At 67.8% G+C, this 26,137-nt stretch carries 21 protein-coding genes, 3 rRNA genes and 2 pseudogenes; 7 read left to right on the forward strand and 19 right to left on the reverse strand.

The genetic code is table 11. The annotated features are described in order from the left end of the window. Positions 1-137 precede the first annotated feature (137 nt). Complete coding sequence (locus tag OG936_RS06300; RefSeq protein WP_266907083.1) at positions 138-1,763, forward strand: PucR family transcriptional regulator; 1,626 nt, start codon at positions 138-140, stop codon at positions 1,761-1,763. Between the two features lie 77 nt (positions 1,764-1,840). On the opposite strand, the gene OG936_RS06305 is transcribed toward OG936_RS06300, so the two are convergent. The 6 genes from OG936_RS06305 to OG936_RS06330 form a co-directional block, all read right to left on the reverse strand. Then, the gene (locus OG936_RS06305) at positions 1,841-2,938 is read right to left on the reverse strand and encodes a glycosyltransferase family 4 protein (RefSeq protein WP_406493113.1); all 1,098 of its coding nucleotides are present in this window, start codon (positions 2,936-2,938) and stop codon (positions 1,841-1,843) included. A 185-nt stretch (positions 2,939-3,123) separates the two neighbouring features. Then, a complete protein-coding gene (locus tag OG936_RS06310; protein ID WP_406493115.1) occupies positions 3,124-3,888 on the reverse strand; it encodes a hypothetical protein in 765 nt (254 codons plus the stop codon). Positions 3,889-4,081: 193 nt separating this feature from the next. Then, positions 4,082-5,827, reverse strand: coding sequence for a DNA repair protein RecN (gene recN, locus OG936_RS06315; RefSeq protein WP_406493117.1), 1,746 nt, complete (start codon positions 5,825-5,827; stop codon positions 4,082-4,084). 108 nt (positions 5,828-5,935) lie between these two features. Then, entirely contained in the window at positions 5,936-6,841 is a 906-nt protein-coding gene (locus OG936_RS06320; RefSeq protein WP_383762313.1) for an NAD kinase, read from the reverse strand. Next, on the reverse strand, positions 6,838-7,653 hold the full coding sequence (locus tag OG936_RS06325) for a TlyA family RNA methyltransferase (RefSeq protein ID WP_406493119.1): 816 nt from the start codon (positions 7,651-7,653) through the stop codon (positions 6,838-6,840). Before OG936_RS06325 ends, OG936_RS06320 begins: the two co-directional genes overlap by 4 nt. Before the next feature lie 7 nt (positions 7,654-7,660). Continuing rightward, positions 7,661-8,014 carry a hypothetical protein gene (locus OG936_RS06330; RefSeq protein ID WP_406493121.1) on the reverse strand — a complete coding sequence of 118 codons (354 nt, stop codon included), beginning with the start codon at positions 8,012-8,014 and terminating at the stop codon, positions 7,661-7,663. Between the two features lie 43 nt (positions 8,015-8,057). Between OG936_RS06330 and OG936_RS06335 the strand changes: the two genes are divergently transcribed. After that, the gene (locus OG936_RS06335; RefSeq protein ID WP_383762304.1) at positions 8,058-8,405 is read left to right on the forward strand and encodes an SCP2 sterol-binding domain-containing protein; all 348 of its coding nucleotides are present in this window, start codon (positions 8,058-8,060) and stop codon (positions 8,403-8,405) included. Between the two features lie 48 nt (positions 8,406-8,453). On the opposite strand, the gene OG936_RS06340 is transcribed toward OG936_RS06335, so the two are convergent. Further along, entirely contained in the window at positions 8,454-9,302 is an 849-nt protein-coding gene (locus tag OG936_RS06340) for an ABC transporter ATP-binding protein (protein WP_406493122.1), read from the reverse strand. Positions 9,303-9,442: 140 nt separating this feature from the next. Then, on the reverse strand, positions 9,443-10,471 hold the full coding sequence (locus tag OG936_RS06345; protein WP_406493124.1) for an HAD hydrolase-like protein: 1,029 nt from the start codon (positions 10,469-10,471) through the stop codon (positions 9,443-9,445). 71 nt (positions 10,472-10,542) lie between these two features. Between OG936_RS06345 and OG936_RS06350 the strand changes: the two genes are divergently transcribed. Further along, entirely contained in the window at positions 10,543-11,820 is a 1,278-nt protein-coding gene (locus tag OG936_RS06350) for a DUF1015 family protein (protein WP_406493125.1), read from the forward strand. A gap of 59 nt (positions 11,821-11,879) precedes the next feature. On the opposite strand, the gene OG936_RS06355 is transcribed toward OG936_RS06350, so the two are convergent. The 6 genes and pseudogenes from OG936_RS06355 to OG936_RS06380 all read right to left on the reverse strand — a co-directional run. After that, positions 11,880-12,599, reverse strand: a complete 720-nt coding sequence (locus OG936_RS06355; RefSeq protein ID WP_406493127.1) for a tetratricopeptide repeat protein — start codon at positions 12,597-12,599, stop codon at positions 11,880-11,882. Then, positions 12,599-13,753, reverse strand: a complete 1,155-nt coding sequence (locus tag OG936_RS06360) for a hypothetical protein (protein WP_406493129.1) — start codon at positions 13,751-13,753, stop codon at positions 12,599-12,601. Before OG936_RS06360 ends, OG936_RS06355 begins: the two co-directional genes overlap by 1 nt. A 211-nt stretch (positions 13,754-13,964) precedes the next feature. Continuing rightward, positions 13,965-14,081, reverse strand: a 5S ribosomal RNA gene (gene rrf / locus OG936_RS06365). A 133-nt stretch (positions 14,082-14,214) separates the two neighbouring features. Further along, positions 14,215-17,339 (reverse strand): 23S ribosomal RNA (locus OG936_RS06370). A gap of 309 nt (positions 17,340-17,648) precedes the next feature. After that, positions 17,649-19,174 (reverse strand): 16S ribosomal RNA (locus tag OG936_RS06375). Together the 16S, 23S and 5S rRNA genes form the textbook arrangement of a ribosomal RNA operon. A gap of 698 nt (positions 19,175-19,872) precedes the next feature. Next, positions 19,873-20,046 (reverse strand): annotated as a pseudogene (locus tag OG936_RS06380) (DNA-3-methyladenine glycosylase); the annotation flags it as partial. 155 nt (positions 20,047-20,201) lie between these two features. On the opposite strand from OG936_RS06380, the gene OG936_RS06385 reads away from it, so the two are divergent. Further along, positions 20,202-20,756, forward strand: a complete 555-nt coding sequence (locus OG936_RS06385) for a recombinase family protein (RefSeq protein ID WP_406493131.1) — start codon at positions 20,202-20,204, stop codon at positions 20,754-20,756. Between the two features lie 91 nt (positions 20,757-20,847). Here OG936_RS06385 and OG936_RS06390 read toward each other — a convergent pair whose 3' ends face one another. The 4 genes and pseudogenes from OG936_RS06390 to OG936_RS06405 all read right to left on the reverse strand — a co-directional run. Beyond that, positions 20,848-21,081, reverse strand: coding sequence for a recombinase family protein (locus OG936_RS06390; protein WP_406493133.1), 234 nt, complete (start codon positions 21,079-21,081; stop codon positions 20,848-20,850). A gap of 273 nt (positions 21,082-21,354) precedes the next feature. Continuing rightward, positions 21,355-22,080, reverse strand: coding sequence for a class I SAM-dependent methyltransferase (locus tag OG936_RS06395; RefSeq protein ID WP_406493135.1), 726 nt, complete (start codon positions 22,078-22,080; stop codon positions 21,355-21,357). A gap of 167 nt (positions 22,081-22,247) precedes the next feature. Next, on the reverse strand, positions 22,248-22,859 hold the full coding sequence (locus OG936_RS06400; protein WP_406493137.1) for a DNA-3-methyladenine glycosylase: 612 nt from the start codon (positions 22,857-22,859) through the stop codon (positions 22,248-22,250). A gap of 14 nt (positions 22,860-22,873) precedes the next feature. After that, positions 22,874-23,131 (reverse strand): annotated as a pseudogene (locus OG936_RS06405) (DNA-3-methyladenine glycosylase); the annotation flags it as partial. A 72-nt stretch (positions 23,132-23,203) separates the two neighbouring features. On the opposite strand from OG936_RS06405, the gene OG936_RS06410 reads away from it, so the two are divergent. From OG936_RS06410 to OG936_RS06420, 3 genes are all read left to right on the forward strand, one after another. Then, entirely contained in the window at positions 23,204-23,986 is a 783-nt protein-coding gene (locus OG936_RS06410; RefSeq protein ID WP_266745377.1) for a sporulation protein, read from the forward strand. Between the two features lie 53 nt (positions 23,987-24,039). Further along, positions 24,040-24,570 (forward strand): YbhB/YbcL family Raf kinase inhibitor-like protein, encoded by a 531-nt coding sequence (locus OG936_RS06415; protein ID WP_383762491.1) that lies wholly within the window; start codon positions 24,040-24,042, stop codon positions 24,568-24,570. 156 nt (positions 24,571-24,726) lie between these two features. After that, the gene (locus OG936_RS06420) at positions 24,727-25,233 is read left to right on the forward strand and encodes an HNH endonuclease (protein WP_266745379.1); all 507 of its coding nucleotides are present in this window, start codon (positions 24,727-24,729) and stop codon (positions 25,231-25,233) included. A gap of 89 nt (positions 25,234-25,322) precedes the next feature. Here OG936_RS06420 and OG936_RS06425 read toward each other — a convergent pair whose 3' ends face one another. Next, on the reverse strand, positions 25,323-26,090 hold the full coding sequence (locus OG936_RS06425) for a sulfite exporter TauE/SafE family protein (protein ID WP_406493139.1): 768 nt from the start codon (positions 26,088-26,090) through the stop codon (positions 25,323-25,325). Positions 26,091-26,137 lie beyond the last annotated feature (47 nt).

The raw sequence follows: 26,137 nt of genomic DNA on the forward strand, positions 1-26,137 counted from the left end.
GCGTACGTCATAATCGACAGGGGGGCGTGCAATTCGCCTGCCCGCGGCACGAGTTGTCGGGAAGGAATGCCTCACGGTCCGGTCCGTGACCACCCGGTGATGTCTCCGGAGCGCGAGCACGGGTAGCGTCCGACCCCATGGACAATCAGGGCGGAATCACCGTGCAGCGGGCCCTTGAGCTGCCGGGACTGCGCAGCGGGCTGCCGGAGGTGGTGGCCGGCACGGACCGGCTGAACCGTACGGTGCGCTGGGTGCACGCGGGCGAGGTCCCGAACATCGCTTCGCTGCTCAAGGGCGGCGAATTGCTGCTCACCACCGGCCTGGGGCTCGGCACCCGCCCCGCCGAGCAGCGCGCCTTCGTCCGCAGGCTCGCCGACCGCGGGATCGCCGCCCTGGTGGTGGAGCTCGGACCGCGGTTCGGCAGGCTGCCCGCGTCGATCGTGGACGCCGCCCGCGCGGCGGGTCTGCCGCTGGTGCAGCTGCACCGGGAGGTGCCGTTCGTGACGGTGACCGAGGAGATCCACACCGAGATCGTCAACGGTCACTACGCGCTGCTGCGGCAGGCCGAGGACGTGCACCGGCGGTGCACGGAGGCGCTGCTCGGCGGCGGTGGTGTGCCCCAGGTGCTGGGCATCCTGGCTGACTTCGCGGCCAATCCGGTCTTCCTGGAGACGGCGGACGGCCAGTTGCTGTACGCGGCGGGACCCACGTCCGGCCCGGTCGGCGCCGATCCGCTCCAGGTGTGGGACGGGATGCGCGGCGGCCGGGCGGCCCGTGAGTCGCCGCCCGCCGGTTCGGTGCTGGTGGATGTGCCGGGTGGCGGTCCGGGGACCGGTTCGGTACGGGCCAGGCTGGTGCTGCTGGCCGTGTCCGGGCCGCTGGTGCCGGTGCACCGGATGGCGGCGGAGCGGGCGGCCGGGATTCTCGCCGTCGTGCTGATGCAGGCCCGCCAGGAGGAGGAACTCGCGGCGCGCGGCCGGGGCGACTTCCTGACGGATCTCGCGGAGGGCCGGATCACGCCGGAGGACGCGCCGGCGCAGGCCCGCGTGCTGGGCTTCAAGCCGGGTGAGATGCCGTTGCTGCCGGTGGTGATGCGACTGGCTCCCGAGCTGTCCGTGTCGGGGAACTGGGCGCTGCTGGCGCGCGCTGTGCTGGAGGAGCTCTCGTCGGTGGGTGTGCCGGTGCTGCTCGGCGTGCGGCCCGTGGAGGGGCGGGTTCCGGTGCTGCTGGGGCTGCGGTCGGAGACGGAGCGCACGGCGGTCGCGGACCGGGTCGCGGCGGCGCTGCGCGCCGGGGTGGAGCGGGCCGGTCTCGAGCGCGCCGGATCGCATCCGCCGGTCGTGGTGGTGGGCGTGGCGGGTGGCTGGGCGGCGGCCGGAGCGGGGCTGCGGCACGCGGCGGAGACGGCGACGGCCGCGCACGGTCTCAGCGACCGGCCCTGGTACGACGCCCGGCGCCTGGACATCGATCTGCTGCTGTGGCGGCTGCGGGACCATCCGGATCTGGCGGCGTTCGTGGACCGGGCGATCGGTCCGCTGCGCGATCACGACCGCACCTCGCGCCCTCCGCTGCTGCCGACGCTGGAGACCTATCTCGCCCACGCGGGCCGCAAGGCGGAGACGGCACGCGAACTGCACCTGAACCGCCAGACGCTGTACAACCGGCTGGCCCGCATAGGCGAGCTCCTCGGCACCGATCTGGACGACCCCCAGGCCGTCCTGGCCCTGAGCCTGGCCCTGCGCGCCCGCCGCCACACGTCGTAGCGGCGCAGCGGTCCCCAGGAGGGTGCTGAAGATCGCGGCGCCCCGCCGCGATCTTCAGCACCCTCCCAGCAGCCCGTTCACCGCGTCCGGGCTGCCGCCAGCGGCTGCGTCAACTCGTCGTAGACGCTGAGCACTTGAGCGATCGTGTCGTCCTCCGTCGGCCAACTCGCGGCCTGCGCACGGCCCGCGGTCACCAGCTCCGCACGCCGCTCCGGGTCGCCGAGCAGCCTGGCCACCGCCCGCCCGAGCGCCTCGGCGTTCCCGTACGGTACGAGCTCCGCCGCGTCCCCCACGAGTTCGGGCACCCCTCCGACCGCGGTGGCGACCAGCGGAACGCCGAGCCGCAGCGCCTCCTGGGCCAGCACCGAGCGCGCCTCCCACCGGCTGGACAGCACGGCCAGATCGGCGACGGCGAGGAGTTCCGCGAGGTCGTCGCGGCTGCCGACGATCCGTACGGGCAGGTCCTCGTTCCGGATCCGGCGCTGCAGAGCGGCCCGCTCGTGTCCCTCCCCCACGATGATCAGCAGCGGTACGGGGTCGATTTCGCGCCATACCCGTGCGGCGTCGAGCAGCAGGTCGTACCCGTGGTGCGGTACGAGACTCCCGTACGACATGATCAACGGCCGTTCCACCGCTCCGAGTTCGGCCCGAATCTTGTCTGCGTGGACGAGGGCGGCGTGGGACGATAACGGGGCGGAGACCGGCGAGAGCCGGGCATCGCGCGCGCCTCGGAGCCGCGCCCGGTCGACCAGGTCCGATGTCGTACCGAGCACAACCGCCGCCGTACGGGCGGCCCTTCGCTCCATCAAGTGGAGCAGCCGGCCGCGGGCGCCTTCGGCGTGCGCGCGGGCGTGCCAGGTGACGACCAGCGGGACACGCCGGCCGCCGAGCGCGAGAGCGGCGCGCACGGCGGCGTGCAGACCGTGTGCGTGGACCACGTCCGCCGTCAGGCAGGCGGTACGCAGCGCGGCGACGGCCGCGGGATCGCTGCGCCGCGGTACTGCGGTGAACCGGGCACCCGTACCGGAGAAGTCGTAGGCGTGGTCCAGTTCGGCCGGGGCGCAGACGGTGACGTGCACGCCTCTCGCCACCAGTCCCGCGGCCAGCGAGCCGACGTGGGCGCTGCTGCCCGCGCTGCCGCCGCCCAGGACTTGGACCGTACGCAGCTGTGACACGTTGAATGGCTCCCGGGGGTCCCTGTGCGGGTGATGGCACCGCCAAGGATGCCAGCCCGTACGCACGTTCCGGCACAGTCGAGCCACTGTCGCGGTGCGGACAACAGCAACCGGCCATGACCTACCACTCGCACGGGTGATGAAGCGGCGCGATGTTGCCGTGACCGTGGGTCAGTGGCTCCCCGTCAGCGGTCCGCCGTCAACTGGACGAGCCGGCTGACCCGGTCCCCGTACACCGTCGCCGCGACGAGCCCCGCCGCATGGGCGACGAGCCCGGCCCGGCCACGGCCCGCGACGATGGCGATCCCGACCGCGGCGCCCAGGGCGTGGGCCCCGGTGTCCCCGATCATGGTGCGCTCCCCCAGGTCGTCGGCGACGAGGGCCGCCGCGGCCCCCATCGGTGCGGCGGCGAGCGGGCCGCCCAACAGGCCCGGGGCCCCGAGGGCGAGCACGGTGGCTGCGGCCGCTGCGGGCCGTACGTCCGTCAGATTGACCAGGTGCGCGGTCGCGGCGATCACGACGCCGGCGAGGATCCGGTCGACGGGCCGGTCCTTGAGCAGCGCACCGGCGGCGAGCCCGGCGGCCCCGATCCCGAACAGTTTCACCGCGCCGCTGGTCACCTCACCGTCCCGCAGGGCCCCCAGGTGGGCGCGGAACCCGCGCCGCGGATCGTCCGCACCGACGAGGTCGTCGTACGCCCCGCAGCCGCCTGCCGCGAGTACGGCGAGCGCGGCGGCGTACCTGGTGCGGGCCGGGAGGGGCAGGACGGCGGTTCCGGCTGCGGCGCCGAGGGCGACGGCCGGTCCCGCGTACAGATCGACGGTGCGGCCCGCGTGGTTGGTGCGCTGCCAGCCCCTCCGCGGCCGGGCCCGCAGCGCCCGGTACACACCCCCCGCGACGGCGGCTGCGACGGCACCGGACACGGCGGCCCTGCTGAATGCTGCTCCCATACGGGCCAGGCTACGCACCGGCCCGCAGGCACCGTTCAGCGGCCGCCCTCGTATGGAGACCACCGGGCGGACCCCGGCAACTCGGCACGGAAGCGCGCCGGGCGGGCTCAGCGCACGAGCCCGTCCGGCGACCGGACACGCACGCGCGCCGACCGGCGGCGCAGCCCGCTCGCCACCGCGCGCGCCGCCCCCGCTACCCGTCCGCCCGCGCCGCGGCCAGCAGTTCCTCCGCATGGGCCCGTGCCGTCTGCGAGTCCTCCTGGCCCGCGAGCATCCGGGACAGCTCCCGTACCCGGTCCTCGCCCTCCAGGACCGTGACCCCGCTGCTGGTCACCGACCCGTCGACCGTCTTCTCGACCAGCAGCTGCCGGTCGGCGAAGGCCGCCACCTGCGGCAGATGCGTCACGACGACGACCTGCGCGGACCTGGCGAGCTTCGCGAGCCGCCGCCCGACCTCGACGGCGGCCTTGCCGCCGACCCCCGCGTCGACCTCGTCGAAGAGATACGTGGGTACGGGATCGGAGCCGGCGAAGACCACCTCGACGGCGAGCATCACCCGGGACAGCTCACCGCCCGACGCGCCCTTGGCGATCGGCCGCGGCTGGGCACCGGGGTGCGGGGCCAGCAGCAGCTCGACCTCGTCGGCGCCGGACTGCCCGTAAGCCACGCTCCGCCCGTCGATCTCGATGCCGGACGCCTCGTCGGCCGCCTCGGTCTGCCGGATGTCGAAGGAGACCCGGGCGTGCGGCATGGCCAGGGAGGCCAGTTCCGCGGTCACCGCCTCGGCGAAGCGCTCCGCAGCCCCCGTACGCGCATCGGTCAACGCCTGTCCGAGGCCCGAGAGTTCGGCACGCAGCGCATCCCGCTCCGCCGTCAGCTCGCCGATGCGGTCGTCGTCACCCTCCAGTTCGGTGAGCCGGGCGGCCCCTTCCTCGGCCCAGGCGAGCACGGCGGTGATGTCCTCGCCGTACTTGCGGGTGAGGCCGGTGAGTGCGGCGCGCCGCTCCTCCACCGCGGCGAGCCGCAGCGGATCGGCGTCCAGCTGGTCGGCGTACCCGGCCAGTTCGCCCGCCACGTCGGCGAGCAGGATCGAGATCTCGCCGATCCGGTCGGCGAGCGCGGCGAGCGCCGCATCGTGGGCGCGTACGGCGTCCAGGGACCGTCCGGCGGCCGCGACCACGGTCGTCGCGTCGACGCCCTCCGGGTCCTCCGGGTTGCCCGCGAGCGCGGTGTGCGCGAGGGACGCCGCGGAGGCGAGCGCTTCGGCGTGGCCGAGCCGCTCGGCCTCGGCTGCCAGGTCGGCGTCCTCGCCCGCCCGTGGTTCGACCGCGGCGATCTCGCCCAGCCCGAAGCGCAGCAGATCCGCTTCCTGGGCGCGTTCGCGGGCGCGCGTCGTCAGCTCGTCGAGCTCCGTGACGACGGCCCGCAGCCTGCGGTACGCGGCCGCGTACTCGGCGTGCGGCACGGCGACACCTTCGCCCGCGTACCGGTCGAGCGCCTGCCGCTGCCGCGCGGGCTTGAGCAGCCCCTGCTGGTCGGTCTGGCCGTGCACCGCGACGAGTTCGTCGGCGAGCTCGGCGAGCACCCCCACCGGCACGGATCTGCCGCCGAGATGCGCCCGGGAGCGCCCCTCCGCGGAAACGGTCCGGCTGATCAGCAGCGCGCCGTCGTCGAACTCGGCTCCGGCCTCCTCGGCCCGCCGGGCCACGGCGTCGCCGTCGGACACCGTGATCCGCCCCTCGACGACCGCGGCCTTGGCCCCGATCCGTACCAGGGCAGGATCGGCACGCCCGCCGAGCAGCAGCCCCAGGCTGGTGACGACCATGGTCTTGCCCGCGCCGGTCTCACCCGTCACCGCGGTGAAACCGGGCGACAGCTCGACCACCGCGTCGTCGATGACTCCGAGCGACCGTATCCGCATCTCCTCCAACACGGACATGACCTTACGAGGTCCGGGCCCCGATGTGCGACGGACCCCGCCCTCCAGGGGTCACTCTCCCGTGTGCACCTTCGGAATGTGCGCCGCCGCCGGAAAGATGTCCACCGGTCAGTGCGGCGCTCCCCGCCACCCCGAGACGGGCAGTGCGAACTTCGCGACCAGCCGGTCCGTGAACGAGGCGTGGTGCAGCCTTGCCAGCCGTACGGGCACCGCACCGCGCCGCACCTCGACCCGCGCGCCCGCGGGCAGCTCCACGGTCCTGCGGCCGTCGCACCACAGCACCCCGTGCGGGGTGTGCTGCTGGACCTCGACGGCGAGCACCGAGGCCGGCGAGGTCACCAGCGGCTTGGCGAACAGCGCGTGGGCGCTGATCGGCACCAGCAGCAGCGCCTCGACCTCGGGCCAGACGACGGGACCACCCGCTGAGAAGGCGTAGGCGGTCGATCCGGTCGGGGTCGCGCAGACGATCCCGTCGCAGCCGAACCCGGTAACCGGGCGGCCGTCGATCTCCAGGACGACCTCCAGCATCCGCTCGGGCGACACCTTCTGCACGGCCGCCTCGTTGAGCGCCCAGTCGGTGTGGACGATGTCGCCGTTGCTGCGCACGACGACGTCGAGCGTCATGCGTTCCTCGACCTGGTACGCCCGGGTGACGACCCGGTCGACGACCTTGTCCAGGTCGTCGCGCTCGGCCTCGGCGAGGAAGCCGACCCGGCCCAGGTTGACGCCGAGCATCGGCACCCCGGAGGCCCGGGAGAGCTCGGCACCGCGCAGCAGCGTCCCGTCCCCGCCGAGCACGACCAGCAGCTCGCAGCCGTCCACGGCCGCCGGTGTGGTGTCCGTGGCCGTCTCGACGGCCGGCGGCAGTGGCAGATCGGCCGCCTCGGTGGCCAGCACGCGGACGCCGAGGCCGCTGCGGAGCAGTCCCTGCACGACCAGTTCGGCGCTGCGGATCGCGGCCGGGCGGCCGGTGTGTGCCAAAAGGAAGACAGTTCGTGCCGCATTCGTCGTCAACGAGGCCCCTCCGCCACTGCACGGTCGACATCCGCGGGATCCAGCTCTGGTGCTCCGGCCCGCAGCCAGAGAAAGTACTCGACATTTCCCGCGGGCCCCGGCAGCGGGCTCGCCGTCACCCCCCGTACTCCGAGGCCCAGCGCCCACGCCCGGCGCGCCACCTCCCGTACCGCTTCTGCCCGCAACTCGGGGCTGCGCACCACTCCGCCGCTGCCGAGCCGCTCCTTGCCGACCTCGAACTGCGGCTTGACCATGAGGACCAGGTCCGCGTCGGGGGCGGTGCAGCGCGCCAGGGCGGGCAGGACAAGGCCCAGCGGGATGAACGACAGATCGCCGACCACCAGGTCCACCGGCTCCCCGTCGATCGCTTCGAGCGTCAACTCCCGTACGTTGGTGCGATCCTTCACGGTGACGCGCGCATCGGACTGGAGCGACCAGGCGAGCTGCCCGTAACCGACGTCGACGGCGACGACATGACCGGCGCCGGCCCGCAGCAGTACGTCGGTGAAGCCGCCGGTCGACGCCCCGGCGTCCAGCGCCCGCCGCCCCTCGATCTTCAGCCCGAGGGGCACGAAGGCGGCGAGGGCGCCGGCGAGCTTGTGCCCGCCGCGCGAGACGTACTCGGGATCGCTGTCGTCCTTGAGCACGACGACAGCGGCGCTGGTCTCGACCTGGGTGGCGGCTTTGGTCGCGGTGTTGCCGCCGACGGTCACCCGCCCTGCGGCGATCAGCTGGCTCGCATGCTCGCGTGAGCGGGCGAGATTACGTCGTACCAACTCGGCGTCGAGGCGGTGTCGTGCCACTCCTGCCACGTTCGGTTCAGCTCCTGTTGTCGTACGAGGGCATCGGTGCGGGTACCGGTGCGGGTGCGGGCCTGGCGTCCAGCGCGGTCAGCGCGTCGCGCAGCCCACGATGTACATCCTCGTACACCTCGATGTGTCCGTCGGCCGGTAGGCGGTCCGCATCGGCGAGACGCTCCAGCCGCGCGTCGACCTCGGCGTTGCCGGTGGGGGTGCGTCCGATACCGAGGGGCGCGGATGCGGCGGGTTCGGGAGAGGGCGCGGCGGCATGGGCCGCGTCCGCGCCGTCGGGGGTTCTCGCTGACGGGTCCTCCGTCCCACCCGCGGGGGCCGCTCCGGGCGCTGTTCCGGGCACCGGCATCGAGTCGCTCATGCGGGAAACGCTACAACGAAGGGCTGCGGTACCGTCGATCACGATGGCGACCATGGCGGAGTGCCGCAGCGCACTCGAAAAACTTTCCGGCAACCTCGCGGGGGCCGACGGCGACGTGCGCAGCGCGGCCGCCCTCGACCGCTCCCTGAGCTGCCACATCAAGGATCTCGACGTCACCTTCACCGGCCGGCTGGCCGATGGCCGGATCCAGATCCTGGACACGGTCGAGGGCCCACCCCGGGAGAAGGCGGAGATCCGGCTCGCGATGACCGGCGACGACCTGGTGGCGATGGTGAACGGCGGGCTGAACTTCGCCAAGGCGTGGGGTTCGGGCCGGGTCCGGCTGGAGGCCGGCTTCCGCGATCTGCTGAGACTCAGGTCGCTGCTGTAGCCGCGGGACGGGCCGTTTCCCGGGAGCCGCCCCGGGCGGTCGGGCCGGTCAGCCCCTGGCCGGCGCCGACGCCCCGGCGGACGTCCTGCCCTGCACGGCCACCCCGCCGCTCCGCGGCTTGCGCGCGGCCGGCACCACCAACGGCGTCCCCGTCTCCGGATCGTCGATGACCTGGCAGCGCAGCCCGAAGACCCGCTCCACCAGCTCCGCGGTGACGACCTCGCCCGGCGCCCCCTGGGCAATCACCTCGCCCTCCCGCATCGCGATGAGGTGCGTGGCGTACCGCGCGGCGTGATTCAGATCGTGCAGGACGGCCACCAGGGTGCGCCCCTGCGTCTCGTGCAGCTCCGCACAGAGATCGAGGACGTCGATCTGGTGCTGGATGTCGAGGTACGTCGTCGGCTCGTCGAGCAGCAGCAGCGGCGTCTGCTGGGCGAGCGCCATGGCGATCCAGACCCGCTGCCGCTGCCCGCCGGACAATTCGTCGACATAGCGATCGGCAAGCGCGCCGACTCCGGTCGCCGTCATCGATTCCTCGACAATGCGCTCGTCGTCCGGCGACCACTGACGCAGCAGCCCCTGGTGCGGGTACCGGCCGCGCCCGACGAGGTCGGCCACCGTGATGCCGTCCGGTGCGATGGAGGACTGCGACAGCAGCCCCAGCGTCTTGGCGACCTGCTTCGCCGGCATCCCATGGATCGTCCGCCCGTCCAGGAGCACCCGCCCGCCGGTCGGCTTCAGCATTCGCGAGAGCGCGCGCAACAGGGTCGACTTGCCACAGGCGTTGGGGCCGACGATCACCGTGAACGAGTTGTCGGGTATCTCGACCGAGAGATTCTCCGCGATGACCCGCTGGTCGTAGCCGAGGGTCACCGAGTCCGCGGTGAGGCGCTGCATGGTCGTACTCCCGGAGTCGGCGGTGATCGGGTGCGAGGGCCATCCGGACGGCGGCACACCACACAGGGCAAAGTTAGGTTAGCCTACCCTCCCTACGGACTCGCTCGCCTCTGTGCTCGATCCGCCGGGAGCCGTCCGCCCTACAGCCCCAGCCTGGCGATCGCCTTCCCACTGTCCAGCCCGCACGAGCCGTCTTCGGCGTAGGACCACGCCGTCCCGCAGAGCGCCCGCAGCCCGTCGAGCACGTCCCCGTCCCCTTCCAGCACCAGATCGTCGCCGCGCACCACCGCCGTCCAGCCGCCACAGCCGAACGCGTCGCCCGTACGCGTCACTTCGGGCTGCCCGGTCAGCAGCCCCCGCAGGTCGGCGTCCACATACGTCGGCCGGTGCTTCGGCTCGGCGGCCACCAACTGCGCGGCGCCCGTCACCCCGGTGAGCACCAGCAGGGAATCCACACCGCCGTTGAACGCCCCCTCGATGTCCGTGTCCAGCCGGTCCCCGACCACCAGCGGGCGTTCGGCCCCGGTCCGCAACACCGTCTCCCGGTGCATCGGCGGCAACGGCTTCCCGGCGACCTGCGGCTCGGCACCCGTCGCGATGCGTACGACCTCCACCGCCGCGCCGTTCCCCGGCGCGATCCCCCGAGCGCTCGGAATCGTCAGATCCGTGTTGGACGCGAACCACGGCACCCCGCGCGCGATCGCGTACGCCGCCTCGGCGAACCGCCCCCACGTCATGTCGGGCCCGCCGTACCCCTGCGCCACCGCGACCGGCTCGTCGTCCGCCGATTCCACCGGCACCAGACCGCGCTCCCGCAACGCGACGCGCAGCCCCTCGCCACCCACCACCAGGACCCGCGCCCCGGCAGGCAGTTGATCGGCGATCAACCGGGCGACCGCCTGTGCCGAGGTGATCACATCTGCGGGCTCGGCCGGAACGCCGAGTTCGGTCAGATGCTCGGCCACCGCGGCCGGGGTCCGCAGGGCATTGTTGGTCACATACGCGAGGTGCATCCCACCGTTCCGCGCCGCCCCCAGCGAGTCGACGGCGTGGACGATCGCGTGGCCGCCCGCGTACACCACCCCGTCGAGATCGAGCAGCGCCGTGTCGTACGCCTCGTTCAACGCGGTGCTGCTGCCGGCCGGCCTGGTCCTGCTCGCCTGACTCATTCTTTGCGCTCCTCATTCCATGCTTCTGTCCAGATCATCGCGCATCGCGCCCGCGCACATACCATGCAGAAATGAACACATCAGGTCCGGCCGGCCAGGGACTGCGACTCATCCCGTTCCGCGGGCTGCGATTCGTCCCCGAGCGGGTCGGCAGTCTCGCAGCGGTGACCTCACCGCCGTACGACGTCGTCGTGCGCCCCGACGGGCTGCACCACCTGGAGTCGGCGGACCCGCACAACATCGTCCGGCTGATCCTGCCGCAGGCCGACACGGCCGCGGCCCGCCACAATCAGGCCGCCGAGACCCTGAACCGCTGGCTGGCCGAGGGCATACTCGCTCCTGATCCCGAGCCCGCCCTGTACGTCTACGAACAGCGCAACGACGAGATCCTGCAACGCGGCATCGTCGGGGCGCTGGCGCTCTCCGCCCCCGCCGACGGCATCGTGCTGCCGCACGAGGACGTGATGGCCCATGTGGTCGAGGACCGGGCCGACCTGATGCGCACCACCGCTGCCCACCTCGAACCACTGCTGCTCACGTACCGCAACAACGGCGACGGCTCGGGCGCGACCGCCGTCATCGAGCGGACCATCGAGCGACCACCGCTGCTCGCCACCACCACCGAGGACGGTTACAGCCACCGGCTCTGGGCGGTCACCGACGCGGCCGACCGGGCCGAGATCGAGACCGACCTCGCCCAGCACCAGGCCCTGATCGCCGACGGCCATCACCGCTGGGCCACCTATCTCCGCCTCCAGCAGGAGCACACCGCGCCCGGCCCCTGGGACTTCGGCCTGGTCCTCCTCGTCGACACGGCCCGCTACCCGCTCCGGGTCCGCGCCATCCACCGGCTGCTGCACCGCCTCCCTGTCGCCGACGCCCTCACCGCGCTGCATGGCCTCTTCCGCATCCGCGACGTCGAGGGCCCCCTCCCCAAGGCCCTGGACGTACTCGCCGAGGCGGCCACCGAAGGCAACGCGTTCCTGCTCGCGGGCGACGGCGGCTTCCATCTCGTCGACCGCCCCGACACCGACCTTCTGCACCGTACGATTCCGGCCGACCGCCCGACCGCGTGGCAGACCCTCGACGCGACGGTCCTGCACGCAGCTCTGCTCGACCACGTCTGGCAGATCCCCGACGCCCCGGAACACATCGCGTACATCCACGACACCGCGGCAGCCGTCGAACAGGCCGAACGTCACAACGCCACGGCGGTCCTGATGCATCCGGTACGCGAGGAGGTCGTCCGGGACCTCGCGCGACAGGGCGTCACCATGCCCCGCAAGTCGACCTCCTTCGGCCCCAAGCCGGCCACCGGCCTGGTCCTGCGAAGCCTCACTCTCGATTGAGGAACGCGGCAACGAAAAAGGGCGGCACCCCTCCCGGGGGTGCCGCCCTCTCTCATGCCTTACGCCTCGGACGTGCCGTCCTTGTCAGTGGCCTCGTCCTTGGCGTCGTCCGCGACGCCGTTCTCGTCCCTGTCCTCGTCCCTGTCCTCGTCCTCGTCGTCACCGAGGGCATCGACGAACTCGACACCGTCCAGTTCGGCGAGCCGGTCCGAGGCATCGGTGGAGCCGTCCTTGTCGGCCTCCAGCGCCTTCCCGAACCACTCACGCGCCTCGTCCTCGCGCCCCGCCGCCAGCAGCGCGTCCGCGTACGCGTAGCGCAGTCGCGGCGTCCATGGGTGCACGGCGTTCGAGGCGAGCTCGGGGCTCTGCAGCGTGACGATGGCGGCATCGATCTGCCCCATGTCCCTGCGGGCGCCCGCGGCCACGAGACGCATCTCGACCTGACCGGCCTTGTCCAGCTTCTGCACCTCGGGCTCGCCGGCCATGGCCATCGCCCGCTCGGGCCGCCCGAGTCCACGCTCACAGTCCGCCATGACGGGCCACAGCTCTACGGAACCGGTCATCCGTTTGGCCGCCCGGAACTCCGCCAGGGCCTCCGAGTACTTCTGCGTCGCGTACGCGGCGAACCCGGCCGCCTCACGCACCGCAGCGACCCGCGAAGCCAGCCGCAAGGCGATCCGCGAGTACGCGTAAGCCTGCTCGGGGTCCTCGTCGATCAACCGGGCCACCATGACGAGGTTCCTGGCAACGTCCTCGGCAAGCGTCTTCGGCAGGCTCATCAGCTCCTGCCGCACGTCCTTGTCGATCTCGTCACCGGTGACGTCGTCAGGAATCGGAAGCCGCTTGATGGGCTCGCGGTCCCGGTCGTCCCGCCGCTCGTACCCACCCCGGTCGTCCCGCCCGCGGTAACCGCCCCGGCCACCACGGTCATCGCGGCCGCCACGGTCATCGCGCTGTCCGCGATATCCCCCGCCACGACTGTCGTCACGACGCGGCCCACGGTCACGATCACGGTCATCGCGGCGGAACCCGCCACCACCGGTGGGCCGGCTGTCGTCGTCCCGACGCGGCCCACGCGGCCGGTCGTCCCGCCGCTCGAACCCACCAGGGCGCCCGCCCCGGTCATCGTCCCGACGCGGCCCACGGTCACGGTCACGGTCATCGCGACGGAAGCCACCACCGGAACCACCACCGCGGTTGTCATCCCGCCGGAACCCACCGGGACGGTCATCCCGCCGATCGTCCCGACGGAACCCACCACCGGAACCACCACCGCGACTGTCATCACGACGCGGCCCACGGTCACGATCACGGTCATCGCGGCGGAACCCGCCACCACCGGTGGGCCGGCTGTCGTCGTCCCGACGCGGCCCACGCGGCCGGTCGTCCCGCCGCTCGAACCCACCAGGGCGCCCGCCCCGGTCATCGTCCCGACGCGGCCCACGGTCACGGTCACGGTCATCGCGACGGAAGCCACCACCGGAACCACCACCGCGGTTGTCATCCCGCCGGAACCCACCGGGACGGTCATCCCGCCGATCGTCCCGACGGAACCCACCACCGGAACCACCACCGCGACTGTCATCACGACGCGGCCCACGGTCACGATCACGGTCATCGCGGCGGAACCCGCCACCACCGGTGGGCCGGCTGTCGTCGTCCCGACGCGGCCCACGCGGCCGGTCGTCCCGCCGCTCGAACCCACCAGGGCGCCCGCCCCGGTCATCGTCCCGACGCGGCCCACGGTCACGGTCACGGTCATCGCGACGGAAGCCACCACCGGAACCACCACCGCGACTGTCATCACGACGCGGCCCACGGTCACGGTCGCGGTCATCGCGGCGGAACCCGCCACCGCCGGTGGGCCGGCTGTCGTCGCGCCGGGAGCCACCGCGGTCGTTGTCCCGGCGCGGTCCGCCGGAGCGGTCGTCACGACGGCCGCTGAAGCCGCCTCGGTCACCACCGTCCCGGCGACGCGGCTCGCGCTCCGAACGATCGTCGGGAGAGTTGGTGGACATCGGCGTGACTCCTTCATCGGGTACTACAAGACATTCTTACGCAGTCGGACACCCGACGCGCTACGACAAAGCAAAAGGACCCCTGGCCCCAGCATGAACGCTGGGACCAGGGGTCCTTGAAAGATTGTTCGGCGGCGTCCTACTCTCCCACAGGGTCCCCCCTGCAGTACCATCGGCGCTGAAAGGCTTAGCTTCCGGGTTCGGAATGTAACCGGGCGTTTCCCTAACGCAATGACCACCGAAACCCTATCGGGCCACCCCGCAGAGCGGGATATCGGCACTTAGCGAACAAGCACACTTTTCAATTAAGTAGTGAAGTTGTTCAACCGGTGCGACTGTTCGCAACCCGGGAACAACACAGTGGACGCGAGCAACTGAGGACAAGCCCTCGGCCTATTAGTACCAGTCAGCTCCACCCGTTACCGGGCTTCCACATCTGGCCTATCAACCCAGTCGTCTACTGGGAGCCTTAACCAATCAAGTTGGTGGGAATACTCATCTCGAAGCAGGCTTCCCGCTTAGATGCTTTCAGCGGTTATCCTTTCCGAACGTAGCCAACCAGCCATGCCCTTGGCAGAACAACTGGCACACCAGAGGTTCGTCCGTCCCGGTCCTCTCGTACTAGGGACAGCCCTTCTCAATATTCCTACGCGCACAGCGGATAGGGACCGAACTGTCTCACGACGTTCTAAACCCAGCTCGCGTACCGCTTTAATGGGCGAACAGCCCAACCCTTGGGACCGACTCCAGCCCCAGGATGCGACGAGCCGACATCGAGGTGCCAAACCATCCCGTCGATATGGACTCTTGGGGAAGATCAGCCTGTTATCCCCGGGGTACCTTTTATCCGTTGAGCGACAGCGCTTCCACAAGCCACTGCCGGATCACTAGTCCCGACTTTCGTCCCTGCTCGACCCGTCGGTCTCACAGTCAAGCTCCCTTGTGCACTTACACTCAACACCTGATTGCCAACCAGGCTGAGGGAACCTTTGGGCGCCTCCGTTACTCTTTAGGAGGCAACCGCCCCAGTTAAACTACCCATCAGACACTGTCCCTGATCCGGATCACGGACCCAGGTTAGACATCCAGCACGACCAGAGTGGTATTTCAACGACGACTCCACAACCACTGGCGTGGCCGCTTCAAAGTCTCCCACCTATCCTACACAAGCCGAACCGAACACCAATATCAAACTATAGTAAAGGTCCCGGGGTCTTTCCGTCCTGCTGCGCGAAACGAGCATCTTTACTCGTAGTGCAATTTCACCGGGCCTATGGTTGAGACAGTCGAGAAGTCGTTACGCCATTCGTGCAGGTCGGAACTTACCCGACAAGGAATTTCGCTACCTTAGGATGGTTATAGTTACCACCGCCGTTTACTGGCGCTTAAGTTCTCAGCTTCGCCGACCCGAAAGTCGGCTAACCGGTCCCCTTAACGTTCCAGCACCGGGCAGGCGTCAGTCCGTATACATCGCCTTACGGCTTCGCACGGACCTGTGTTTTTAGTAAACAGTCGCTTCTCGCTGGTCTCTGCGGCCACCCCCAGCTCGGAGAGCAAGTCTCCTCACCAGTGATGGCCCCCCTTCTCCCGAAGTTACGGGGGCATTTTGCCGAGTTCCTTAACCATAGTTCACCCGAACGCCTCGGTATTCTCTACCTGACTACCTGAGTCGGTTTAGGGTACGGGCCGCCATGAAACTCGCTAGAGGCTTTTCTCGACAGCATAGGATCATCCACTTCACCACAATCGGCTCGGCATCAGGTCTCAGCCTTAACGTGTGACGGATTTACCTACCACACGGCCTACACCCTTACCCCGGGACTACCACCGCCCGGGCTGGACTACCTTCCTGCGTCACCCCATCGCTTACCTAGTACAAGTCTGGTTCGTCGGCTCCACCACTACCCTCAACTCCGAAGAGATCGGGCCGGCTTCACGGACTTAGCATCGCCTGATTCAGTATTGGGCGTTTCAAAGCGGGTACCGGAATATCAACCGGTTGTCCATCGACTACGCCTGTCGGCCTCGCCTTAGGTCCCGACTTACCCTGGGCAGATCAGCTTGACCCAGGAACCCTTAGTCAATCGGCGCACACGTTTCTCACGTGTGTATCGCTACTCATGCCTGCATTCTCACTCGTGAACCGTCCACAACTCGCTTCCGCGGCTGCTTCACCCGGCACACGACGCTCCCCTACCCATCCCAGCAGGCGTTGGCCCTATACGCTGGAATGACACGACTTCGGCGGTACGCTTGAGCCCCGCTACATTGTCGGCGCGGAATCACTTGACCAGTGAGCTATTACGCACTCTTTCAAGGGTGGCTGCTTCTAAGCCAACCTCCTGGTTGTCTCTGCGACTCCACATCCTTTCCCACTTAGCGTACGCTTAGGGGCCTTAGTCGATGCTCTGGGCTGTTTCCCTCTCGACCATGGAGCTTATCCCCCACAGTCTCACTGCCGTGCTCTCACTTACCGGCATTCGGAGTTTGGCTAAGGTCAGTAACCCGGTAGGGCCCATCGCCTATCCAGTGCTCTACCTCCGGCAAGAAACACACGACGCTGCACCTAAATGCATTTCGGGGAGAACCAGCTATCACGGAGTTTGATTGGCCTTTCACCCCTAACCACAGGTCATCCCCCAGGTTTTCAACCCTGGTGGGTTCGGTCCTCCACGAAGTCTTACCTCCGCTTCAACCTGCCCATGGCTAGATCACTCCGCTTCGGGTCTTGAGCGTGCTACTAAAACGCCCTATTCGGACTCGCTTTCGCTACGGCTTCCCCACACGGGTTAACCTCGCAACACACCGCAAACTCGCAGGCTCATTCTTCAAAAGGCACGCAGTCACGACTGCATGTGCAAGCACATACAGCGACGCTCCCACGGCTTGTAGGCACACGGTTTCAGGTACTATTTCACTCCGCTCCCGCGGTACTTTTCACCATTCCCTCACGGTACTATCCGCTATCGGTCACCAGGGAATATTTAGGCTTAGCGGGTGGTCCCGCCAGATTCACACGGGATTTCTCGGGCCCCGTGCTACTTGGGAAATTCTCAAACGAGCCGTTGATGTTTCAGCTACGGGGGTCTTACCCTCTACGCCGGACCTTTCGCATGTCCTTCGCCTACATCAACGGTTTCTGACTCGTCGACCAATCGGCAGATTGATCAAGAGAACTCCCGCAACCCCGCATGCGCAACCCCTGCCGGGTATCACACGCATACGGTTTGGCCTCATCCAGTTTCGCTCGCCACTACTCCCGGAATCACGGTTGTTTTCTCTTCCTGAGGGTACTGAGATGTTTCACTTCCCCTCGTTCCCTCCACACTGCCTATGTGTTCAGCAGCGGGTGACAGCCCATGACGACTGCCGGGTTTCCCCATTCGGACACCCCCGGATCAAAGCTCGGTTGACAGCTCCCCGGGGCCTATCGTGGCCTCCCACGTCCTTCATCGGTTCCTGGTGCCAAGGCATCCACCGTGCGCCCTTAAAAACTTGGCCACAGATGCTCGCGTCCACTGTGCAGTTCTCAAGCAACGACCAGCCACCCACCACCCCGCCCAAACAGGCGAGTTCACTGGGGCCGGCGTTTGAAGGCAACCTTGCGGCCATACCTTCAGACACCCAACAGCGCGCCCAGTACCCAGAATTCAGCCGGTTCGTTTTCCACGCTCCGAAGAGCAGTACTTACGACCCGGTTGAACCACCAGGTACTGAATAGTCAACGTTCCACCCATGAGCAACCACCGTCGAACATTTGCCGACGTAGTGGCCTCTGACCAGGCAAGCCCGGTAAGAAGTGCTCCTTAGAAAGGAGGTGATCCAGCCGCACCTTCCGGTACGGCTACCTTGTTACGACTTCGTCCCAATCGCCAGTCCCACCTTCGACAGCTCCCTCCCACAAGGGGTTGGGCCACCGGCTTCGGGTGTTACCGACTTTCGTGACGTGACGGGCGGTGTGTACAAGGCCCGGGAACGTATTCACCGCAGCAATGCTGATCTGCGATTACTAGCAACTCCGACTTCATGGGGTCGAGTTGCAGACCCCAATCCGAACTGAGACCGGCTTTTTGAGATTCGCTCCGCCTCGCGGCATCGCAGCTCATTGTACCGGCCATTGTAGCACGTGTGCAGCCCAAGACATAAGGGGCATGATGACTTGACGTCGTCCCCACCTTCCTCCGAGTTGACCCCGGCAGTCTCCTGTGAGTCCCCATCACCCCGAAGGGCATGCTGGCAACACAGAACAAGGGTTGCGCTCGTTGCGGGACTTAACCCAACATCTCACGACACGAGCTGACGACAGCCATGCACCACCTGTACACCGACCACAAGGGGGGCACCATCTCTGATGCTTTCCGGTGTATGTCAAGCCTTGGTAAGGTTCTTCGCGTTGCGTCGAATTAAGCCACATGCTCCGCTGCTTGTGCGGGCCCCCGTCAATTCCTTTGAGTTTTAGCCTTGCGGCCGTACTCCCCAGGCGGGGAACTTAATGCGTTAGCTGCGGCACCGACGACGTGGAATGTCGCCAACACCTAGTTCCCAACGTTTACGGCGTGGACTACCAGGGTATCTAATCCTGTTCGCTCCCCACGCTTTCGCTCCTCAGCGTCAGTAATGGCCCAGAGATCCGCCTTCGCCACCGGTGTTCCTCCTGATATCTGCGCATTTCACCGCTACACCAGGAATTCCGATCTCCCCTACCACACTCTAGCCTGCCCGTATCGACTGCAGACCCGGGGTTAAGCCCCGGGCTTTCACAACCGACGCAACAAGCCGCCTACGAGCTCTTTACGCCCAATAATTCCGGACAACGCTTGCGCCCTACGTATTACCGCGGCTGCTGGCACGTAGTTAGCCGGCGCTTCTTCTGCAGGTACCGTCACTTTCGCTTCTTCCCTGCTGAAAGAGGTTTACAACCCGAAGGCCGTCATCCCTCACGCGGCGTCGCTGCATCAGGCTTTCGCCCATTGTGCAATATTCCCCACTGCTGCCTCCCGTAGGAGTCTGGGCCGTGTCTCAGTCCCAGTGTGGCCGGTCGCCCTCTCAGGCCGGCTACCCGTCGTCGCCTTGGTAGGCCATCACCCCACCAACAAGCTGATAGGCCGCGGGCTCATCCTTCACCGCCGGAGCTTTCAACCCCGTCCCATGCGGGACAGAGTGTCATCCGGTATTAGACCCCGTTTCCAGGGCTTGTCCCAGAGTGAAGGGCAGATTGCCCACGTGTTACTCACCCGTTCGCCACTAATCCACCCCGAAGGGCTTCATCGTTCGACTTGCATGTGTTAAGCACGCCGCCAGCGTTCGTCCTGAGCCAGGATCAAACTCTCCGTGAATGTTTTCCCGTAATCGGGACAACACAACACGAGAGCGGAACGATCAGCCGGAATAAGACCGATCGTTCACAGCGTCCTCGCTGTGTAATTGCCTACCGGAACCGTGAGGCCCGGCAGGACTTTCAAAGGAACCACCAACCTGCCGAAGCAGGCCGGGGTATCAACATATCTGGCGTTGACTTTTGGCACGCTGTTGAGTTCTCAAGGAACGGACGCTTCCTTTGTACTCACCCGCAGAACATTCTCTGGGGTTTTCCTCCGGGCTTTCCCTTCGGTCTTGCGTTTCCGACTCTATCAGACTCTTTCGTGTCCGATTCCCGGTCGAAGCGGGTCCGCTTTCCAGTTCTTCGCTTTCGCGTTTCCCTTTCCGGCGGTTCCAACCTTACCAGACTCTTTTTCGTTCCGTTTCCGGTTCGAATTTGAATTCTGATGGCCTTTGGAATGGCCTTGCCTTTCGGCGTGTCCACTACATTAACCGATTCTCCTGGCGACTCATAATCGAGTCGATGCGGTCGAATTACGGCATGCCGAATTCGCACCCGCCAGGGTGATTCGTAGGTAGTGGTTGGCCGCTTCCGGATGCTCGGGGTGGTCCGATGGACCGTACCGACAGCAGTACCCGTTTCAAGCGGCTCGGGCTACATTAGGCGGCCCCCGAAGAGGAGTCAAGTTGCGCGGCGACGTGGCGCATGGGCCTCCAGCGGGCCGCCGGGGTGGGCGATGGTGTCGGTGCCGTTGAGCCCGCTGTCGATGTCGAGGGCGGTGGCCAGTCGCGCCGGACCCTTGGCCAGTTCCCTGTCATTGCGGGCCGAGATTCGACGTTTGTGAGCGAGGTCGGCACCGACCTGGATGTTGCCGGCGCGGAGCAGAACAGGCAACGACAAGCAGGAGACAGGCAGTGCGAGCGATCATCTACGCCAGGCTCAGCCCCACCCCGAGGGGCGAGGAGTCCAAGGGCGGGAACCTGACACAACAGGTCGAGCTGAGTCAGGCGCTGTGCGACCGGAACGGCTGATCCGTCGTAGCCGTGATCGTCGAGAAGGACACGTCAGCTTCAATCAAGCGGGGAGCCAAGCGAAGCCACGAGTGGGAGCACGTCAAGGCTCTGGTGGAGGACGGCAAGGCAGACGCCATCGTGTCTCGCCACTACGACCGCATGTATCGCACCCCCTGGGATCTTGAGGACCTGGTGGACCTGGCGGAGTCGACCGGTGTCACGCTGGCCGCCGCACAGGCTCAGGGAGTGCTCGACCTGTCCACCCCGTCCGGCCGTCTCGCTGCTCGCATCGGCGCTGTGGTGGCTCGCAACGAGACCGAGAGGCGAGCAGAGCGTCAGGTGCTCGGACACCAGCGCCGTAGAGAGTCGGGGAGGCCCTTCTGGAGTACGCGCCCCTTCGGCTTCGGGCGCACTGAGGGACGGCGAGCAACACAGACCAGAGGTGCGCTGGAAGGGGCGCAGCGTGAGCGACATGCGCCCCTGTGCTGGCCCTTGTCGACTTCCCACGTGGTCGGCAGGGGCCAGCATCGTTGCGGCCGTCAGACAGTGTTTTACGTCCACGTACGACAACGGCCCCCGGCGTAGAGCCGAGGGGCCTGTCTGAACTCCTGTGCGCCTGCCTCAGGCGCTCTCTCCCAGGTGCCGGTACCGCGCGGCTCGGGAGACCCCGAGGGCCTTAGCGATGGTGCTGACGCTCTCTCCCTTTGGCCTTCCGGGCGCGGGCCACGGTGAGTACATCCTCGTCCACCACAGACGGCCGGCCGCCGGTACGGCCCTGTGCCTTGGCTGCTTCCAGCCCGGCCCGCGTGCGGTCCTTGATGAGCGAGCGCTCGAACTCCGCCATGGCCGCGATGATCTGGAAGAACAGGCGGCCATCGGCCGACGTGGTGTCGACAGAAGGAGAGCGCACTGCGGGCGTAACCGATGAGCTGGCCAGTGATCGTGTTCGTCGCCGTGACACGTACCGTCTCGGAACTCGTCTCAAAAGATCAAGTCCGAGACGGAAGTTTCGAGACGGGTTTTGAACAGGGCTACGCCCCGTGAGGGGCGCTCTGCCCGTCGTCTCACAAACCTTGGTTTTCGAGACGTCCGCTACTGGTCGAGCTGCGCCAGGGTCGTTGTCCTGTGCCATGGAACCTTGAGTGTGCGTCATCGAAGTTCGAGCGGCTCGAATCACCGACGATCACGGACGTCGTGCCAGGAAGACGAACTCCCTTCCTGGACGGTCGGGCGCGTCGCGAACGTCATCCACCACGTATCCCTGCGCGACCAGATCCCGCTCGACTTCCTCCCGCTCGCGGAAACGCAGGGTCGAATCCGACGTCAGCACCTGTCGATCCGCGGCGAACCCGTAGGTCCAGCGGAACGTCACCAGAGGCCAGCTCACCTCGATCAGCTGGACCCAACTCTCGACGGAGCCGACACCGGGGATCTCCGTCACACGGTAGGAGTTCTCGCGGGTCCACTCCTCCCAGGCGCGCCTGGCCGGATCGCGCGTCTCGAAGACCAGATGTCCGCCAGGCCGCAGTGCCTCGTAGGCCCCCAGTAGCGTCTTCTGCCACGTCTGCGGATCAGCGATGGCCTGGGCAACGTTCGCTGTCATCGTCGCGAGGTCAACCCGCAGCGGCGGCAGGTCTGTCGCGTCACCGCAGATCCAGCGCACTCGCTCACTGCCCGGTTTGGCCCGGGCGACATCGATGGACGCCAGCGCGGGATCCACACCGACGACCTCGATCCCGCGGTCGGCCAGGAAAAGTGCGAACACCCCTGTGCCGCAGCCGATGTCCAGCACTCGGCGTGCCTCGAACTCTTCTCCGATCCGGACGTAGGCATCGAGATCGCTGCGGTCAGGGTCGAGCGGATCGTAGATCGCGGCGAGCCGTGGATGCGCGAAGCAGTCGTCAGCCATGCGGTCGAACGTAAGCAGAGCTGGGTCCGAACAGCTACCGAGTTTTGCTGACGGTTCTCCCACCCGGCCAGGAACGCGTCACGTGCCACGCTCGCGAGCGATCACCCATCTTCTGCCCCAGCTCCGCACCGACTCACCGGCGAGCCGCGAGCGAGGCGCACAGCGGCTCAGGCTCCGGCGGGCGGCTTGGCTCTCGGGCTCAGTCGGTACGCCGAGACCGTCGGATCACCGGCAAGGTAGAACCGGTGTTGCCAGTCGTGGGCCTTGCTCACGCCTACCCGAGGACCAACCTGGATGAGCGCGGTAGGTACCGACTCGCCCTCGGACAACACGACCGAGGTACCTGTCAGGAGGTCTGCGCCGTTGTGCTCCGCCGTGATGCCGAGTGCCTGGCAGAAGTTCCCCGGACCTCGGGCAAGCCGTGGACTCTCGACCCTCTCCCCTCGTCGCTTGCGTGCCAGGTCTTCCCCCTCGATGACCCTGCCTGCCCGGATGAGGACAGCCGAGGCGATGCCGTCCGTCCCGGTGACGACGTTGGCGCACCAGTGGAGACCGTGGGACCGGTAGACGTACAGGTGTCCCGCAGGTCCGAACATGACGGCATTACGGGGTGTCTGGCCTCGGTAGGCATGGGACGCTGGGTCAGCCGTGCCGGAGTACGCCTCGGTCTCCGTGATGGCGATGCTCACGGTTCCCTCGGAGGTCTTGCAGGTGAGGACGCTCCCGAGCAGCCTGGGGGCGACCTCTTCAGCAGGATGGGCGAGAAGGTCGACGTTCATGCTGACTGCCTTGACATGCCGTAGGTGAAGTAGACATACGCACCCTCGGGTGGTCCGTACATGACACTGTTGCGGGAGGTTCGGCCTCTGAACGCGTGCGATCCGAGGTCGATCTCGCCGGCGTAGGCCTCCACCTCGGTGAGGCGGAGTTCGATGGGGCCGTCGGGAGTGGTGCGTACCAGGGTCCGGCCCAGGAGGTCGGGTGCTACCTCCAGTACGGGGCGGTCGAAGAAGTCGCGTGTCAGTGGAGTACGGTCCGGGCCCTCGATCATGGCGTCCGAGGGTACTGGGAACCGTCCACGGTCGTGCCGCGTATCTAGGGGCAGGACCAAGGAGGAGTAAACATGGGCTTCAAGCGGCTGCTCGCGAGCATGGGTGCCGGTGGTGCTTCGGTGGAGACCGAGCTGACCGAACTCAATGTCGTACCGGGTGGGGTCGTCCAGGGCGAGGTGCGGATCCAGGGCGGGTCCGTGGATCAGCAGATCGAGGGGCTCTCCGTCGGTCTGCAGGCCCGGGTCGAGGTCGAGGGCCAGGACACGGAGACCAAGCAGGACATCGAGTTCACCAAGCTTCGGCTCGGTGGCGCGTTCGAGGCGCGGGCCGGTGCCGTGCACGTCGTACCCTTCGGGCTCGAAATTCCTTGGGAGACCCCGATCACGATGTTCGCCGGTCAGCATCTGCACGGCATGAACATCGGTGTGACCACGGAGCTGGAGATCGCGCGGGCGCTGGATTCGGGCGACCTGGACCCGATCAATGTGCACCCGCTGCCGGCCCAGCAGGCCATCCTCGACGCCTTCGGGCAGCTCGGTTTCGGCTTCCGCAGTGCGGACATGGAGCGCGGCCACATTCGCGGTACTCGCCAGCGGCTGCCCTTCTACCAGGAGATCGAGTTCTTCCCGCCGCAGCAGTACCGGGGGCTGAACCAGGTGGAGCTGACGTTCGTCGCGGACGGCCGCGAGATGGACGTCGTCCTGGAGATGGACAAGAAGCCGGGGCTCTTCAGCGAGGGCAGCGACTCGTACCGCGCGTTCAAGGTCGGGCTGAACGACTTCCATGGCACCGACTGGGCGGCATACCTCAACCAGTGGCTCGCCCAGGTCGGCGGTCGGCGCAACTGGCTCTAGGGTCGGGCGGGAGACCTGCTGACAGCAGGAGAACGATCAGGAGAGGTGCTGACGTGACCGAGCAGAAGAGGGCGCCGCTGCCGCACGACTTCCATCCCGAGGTGCCGTCGTTCACGGTGGTGAGCGAGGACCTCGCCCCCGGGGCCGTGCTGGCGGACGCCCAGGTGTTCGCGGCCGGGAACACGTCGCCGCAACTGCGGTGGGAGGGGTTCCCGGACCCCGCCAAGAGTTTCGCCGTGACGTGTTTCGATCCCGATGCTCCGACGGGCAGCGGATTCTGGCACTGGGTGGTCTTCGACATCCCGGCGTCGGTCACGGAGCTGCCGGCCGGTGCGGGCAGCGGCACGTTCGAAGGGCTGCCCGCGGGTGCCGTACAGGTCCGTAACGACTACGGGTCGAAGGAATTCGGCGGTGCCGCTCCGCCGGCCGGGGAGAAGCACCGCTATGTCTTCACCGTGTACGCGGTGGACACCGAGAAGCTGGGGGTCGACAGCGATGCTTCGCCCGCGGTCGTCGGATTCAATCTGCGGTTCCACACGCTGGGCCGTGCTCAGCTGATCGGTGAGTACACGGGTCCTGCCTAGCAACCGGTGAGCCGAGAGTTCGTTTGCTGTTTGCCCTGTCCTGGTCCTGGAGAGATCAGGACAGGGCATTTTTTATTGCGTTGTCCATCACGGCCTGCCCAGCCAGAGTTGATCCGGGCCTGCCAGGGGGCGGGTGGCACACGGGAGGTGGGCGAGATGCGGGACACGCTGGTACTGAACGCGAGCTTCGAGCCGCTGTCGACGGTGACGCTGAACCGTGCGGTGGTGCTGATTCTGCAGGACAAGGCCGTCGTCGAGCAGTCGCACCCCGATCTCCGTATGCGTGGTGCCGCCGTCGACATTCCGGTGCCCCGGGTGATCAGGCTCTGCCGGTACGTGCGGGTGCCATTCCGAAGACAGGCCCCGTGGTCCAGAAGGGGTGTGCTGATACGGGACCAGCACCGGTGCGCGTACTGCGGGCGGCGGGCGAGCACCGTCGACCACGTGGTGCCGCGTGCCCAGGGAGGACAGGACTCCTGGCTCAACACCGTGGCGTCCTGTGCGGAGGACAATCACCGCAAGGCGGCCCGGACGCCGGAGCAGGCGGGGATGCCGCTGCTGCGGCAGCCGTTCGTGCCGTCTCCGGCGGAGGCGATGCTGCTGGCGCTGGGGGCGGGTGAGCGGTCGGCGCTGCCGGAGTGGCTGGACCGCACCGCTGCGTAGTCGGCGTGGTGTGCACGTGATCGACTTACTCGGCGTACGCATGTTGTCGTACCGGAAGCCCGTCTCTTGTGGGGGCGGGCTTCCGTGGGTCAGCGGAGCAGCAGCTGGACGATGGCGACCGTGCCGACGGCGACGATGAGGACGCGCAGGATGGTGGGGCTGAGGCGGCGGCCGACCTTGGCGCCGATCTGGCCGCCGATCGCCGAGCCGACCGCGATCAACACGACGGCCGTCCAGTCGAACTCCGCGGCGAAGAGGAAGAAAATCGCGGCGACGCTGTTGACGATGGCGGCCAGGACATTCTTGACGGCGTTGAGGCGCTGCATCGTGTCGTCCAGCAACATGCCCATGAGGGAGAGGTAGATGATCCCCTGGGCGGCGGTGAAGTAGCCGCCGTAGACGCTGGCGAGCATCAGTCCGACGAAGAGGAGCGGGCCGCCGTCGGGGCGTGCGAGGGTGCCGTCGTGCTCGCGGCGGCGCTGGACCGCTTTGCTGATGCGGGGTTGCAGGATGACCAGGACGAGGGCCAGGGCCACCAGGATCGGAACGATCGTCTCGAAGGCCGTGGAGGGCAGGGCCAGCAGGAGGGCTGCGCCGGTGAGGCCGCCGATCAGGGCGCCGACGGCGAGCTTGAGGACGCGCCGGCCCTGTCCCGCCAGTTCGGCGCGGTAGCCGATGGCGCCGCTGACGGAGCCCGGGATCAGGCCGAGGCCGTTGGAGACGGTGGCGGTGACCGGGGGCAGACCAGTGGCGAGCAGCACCGGGAAGGTGATCAGCGTTCCCGATCCGACGATCGTGTTGATCGTGCCGGCGCTGATGCCCGCGGCGAAGACGGCGAGCATCTCCCAGGTGGTCATGGCGAATCCCCCGTACATGATCGGTGGTTGGTGCACTGATCATGCAC

The sequence above is a fragment of the Streptomyces sp. NBC_00846 genome, assembly GCF_045207325.1.
Taxonomy (GTDB): domain Bacteria; phylum Actinomycetota; class Actinomycetes; order Streptomycetales; family Streptomycetaceae; genus Streptomyces.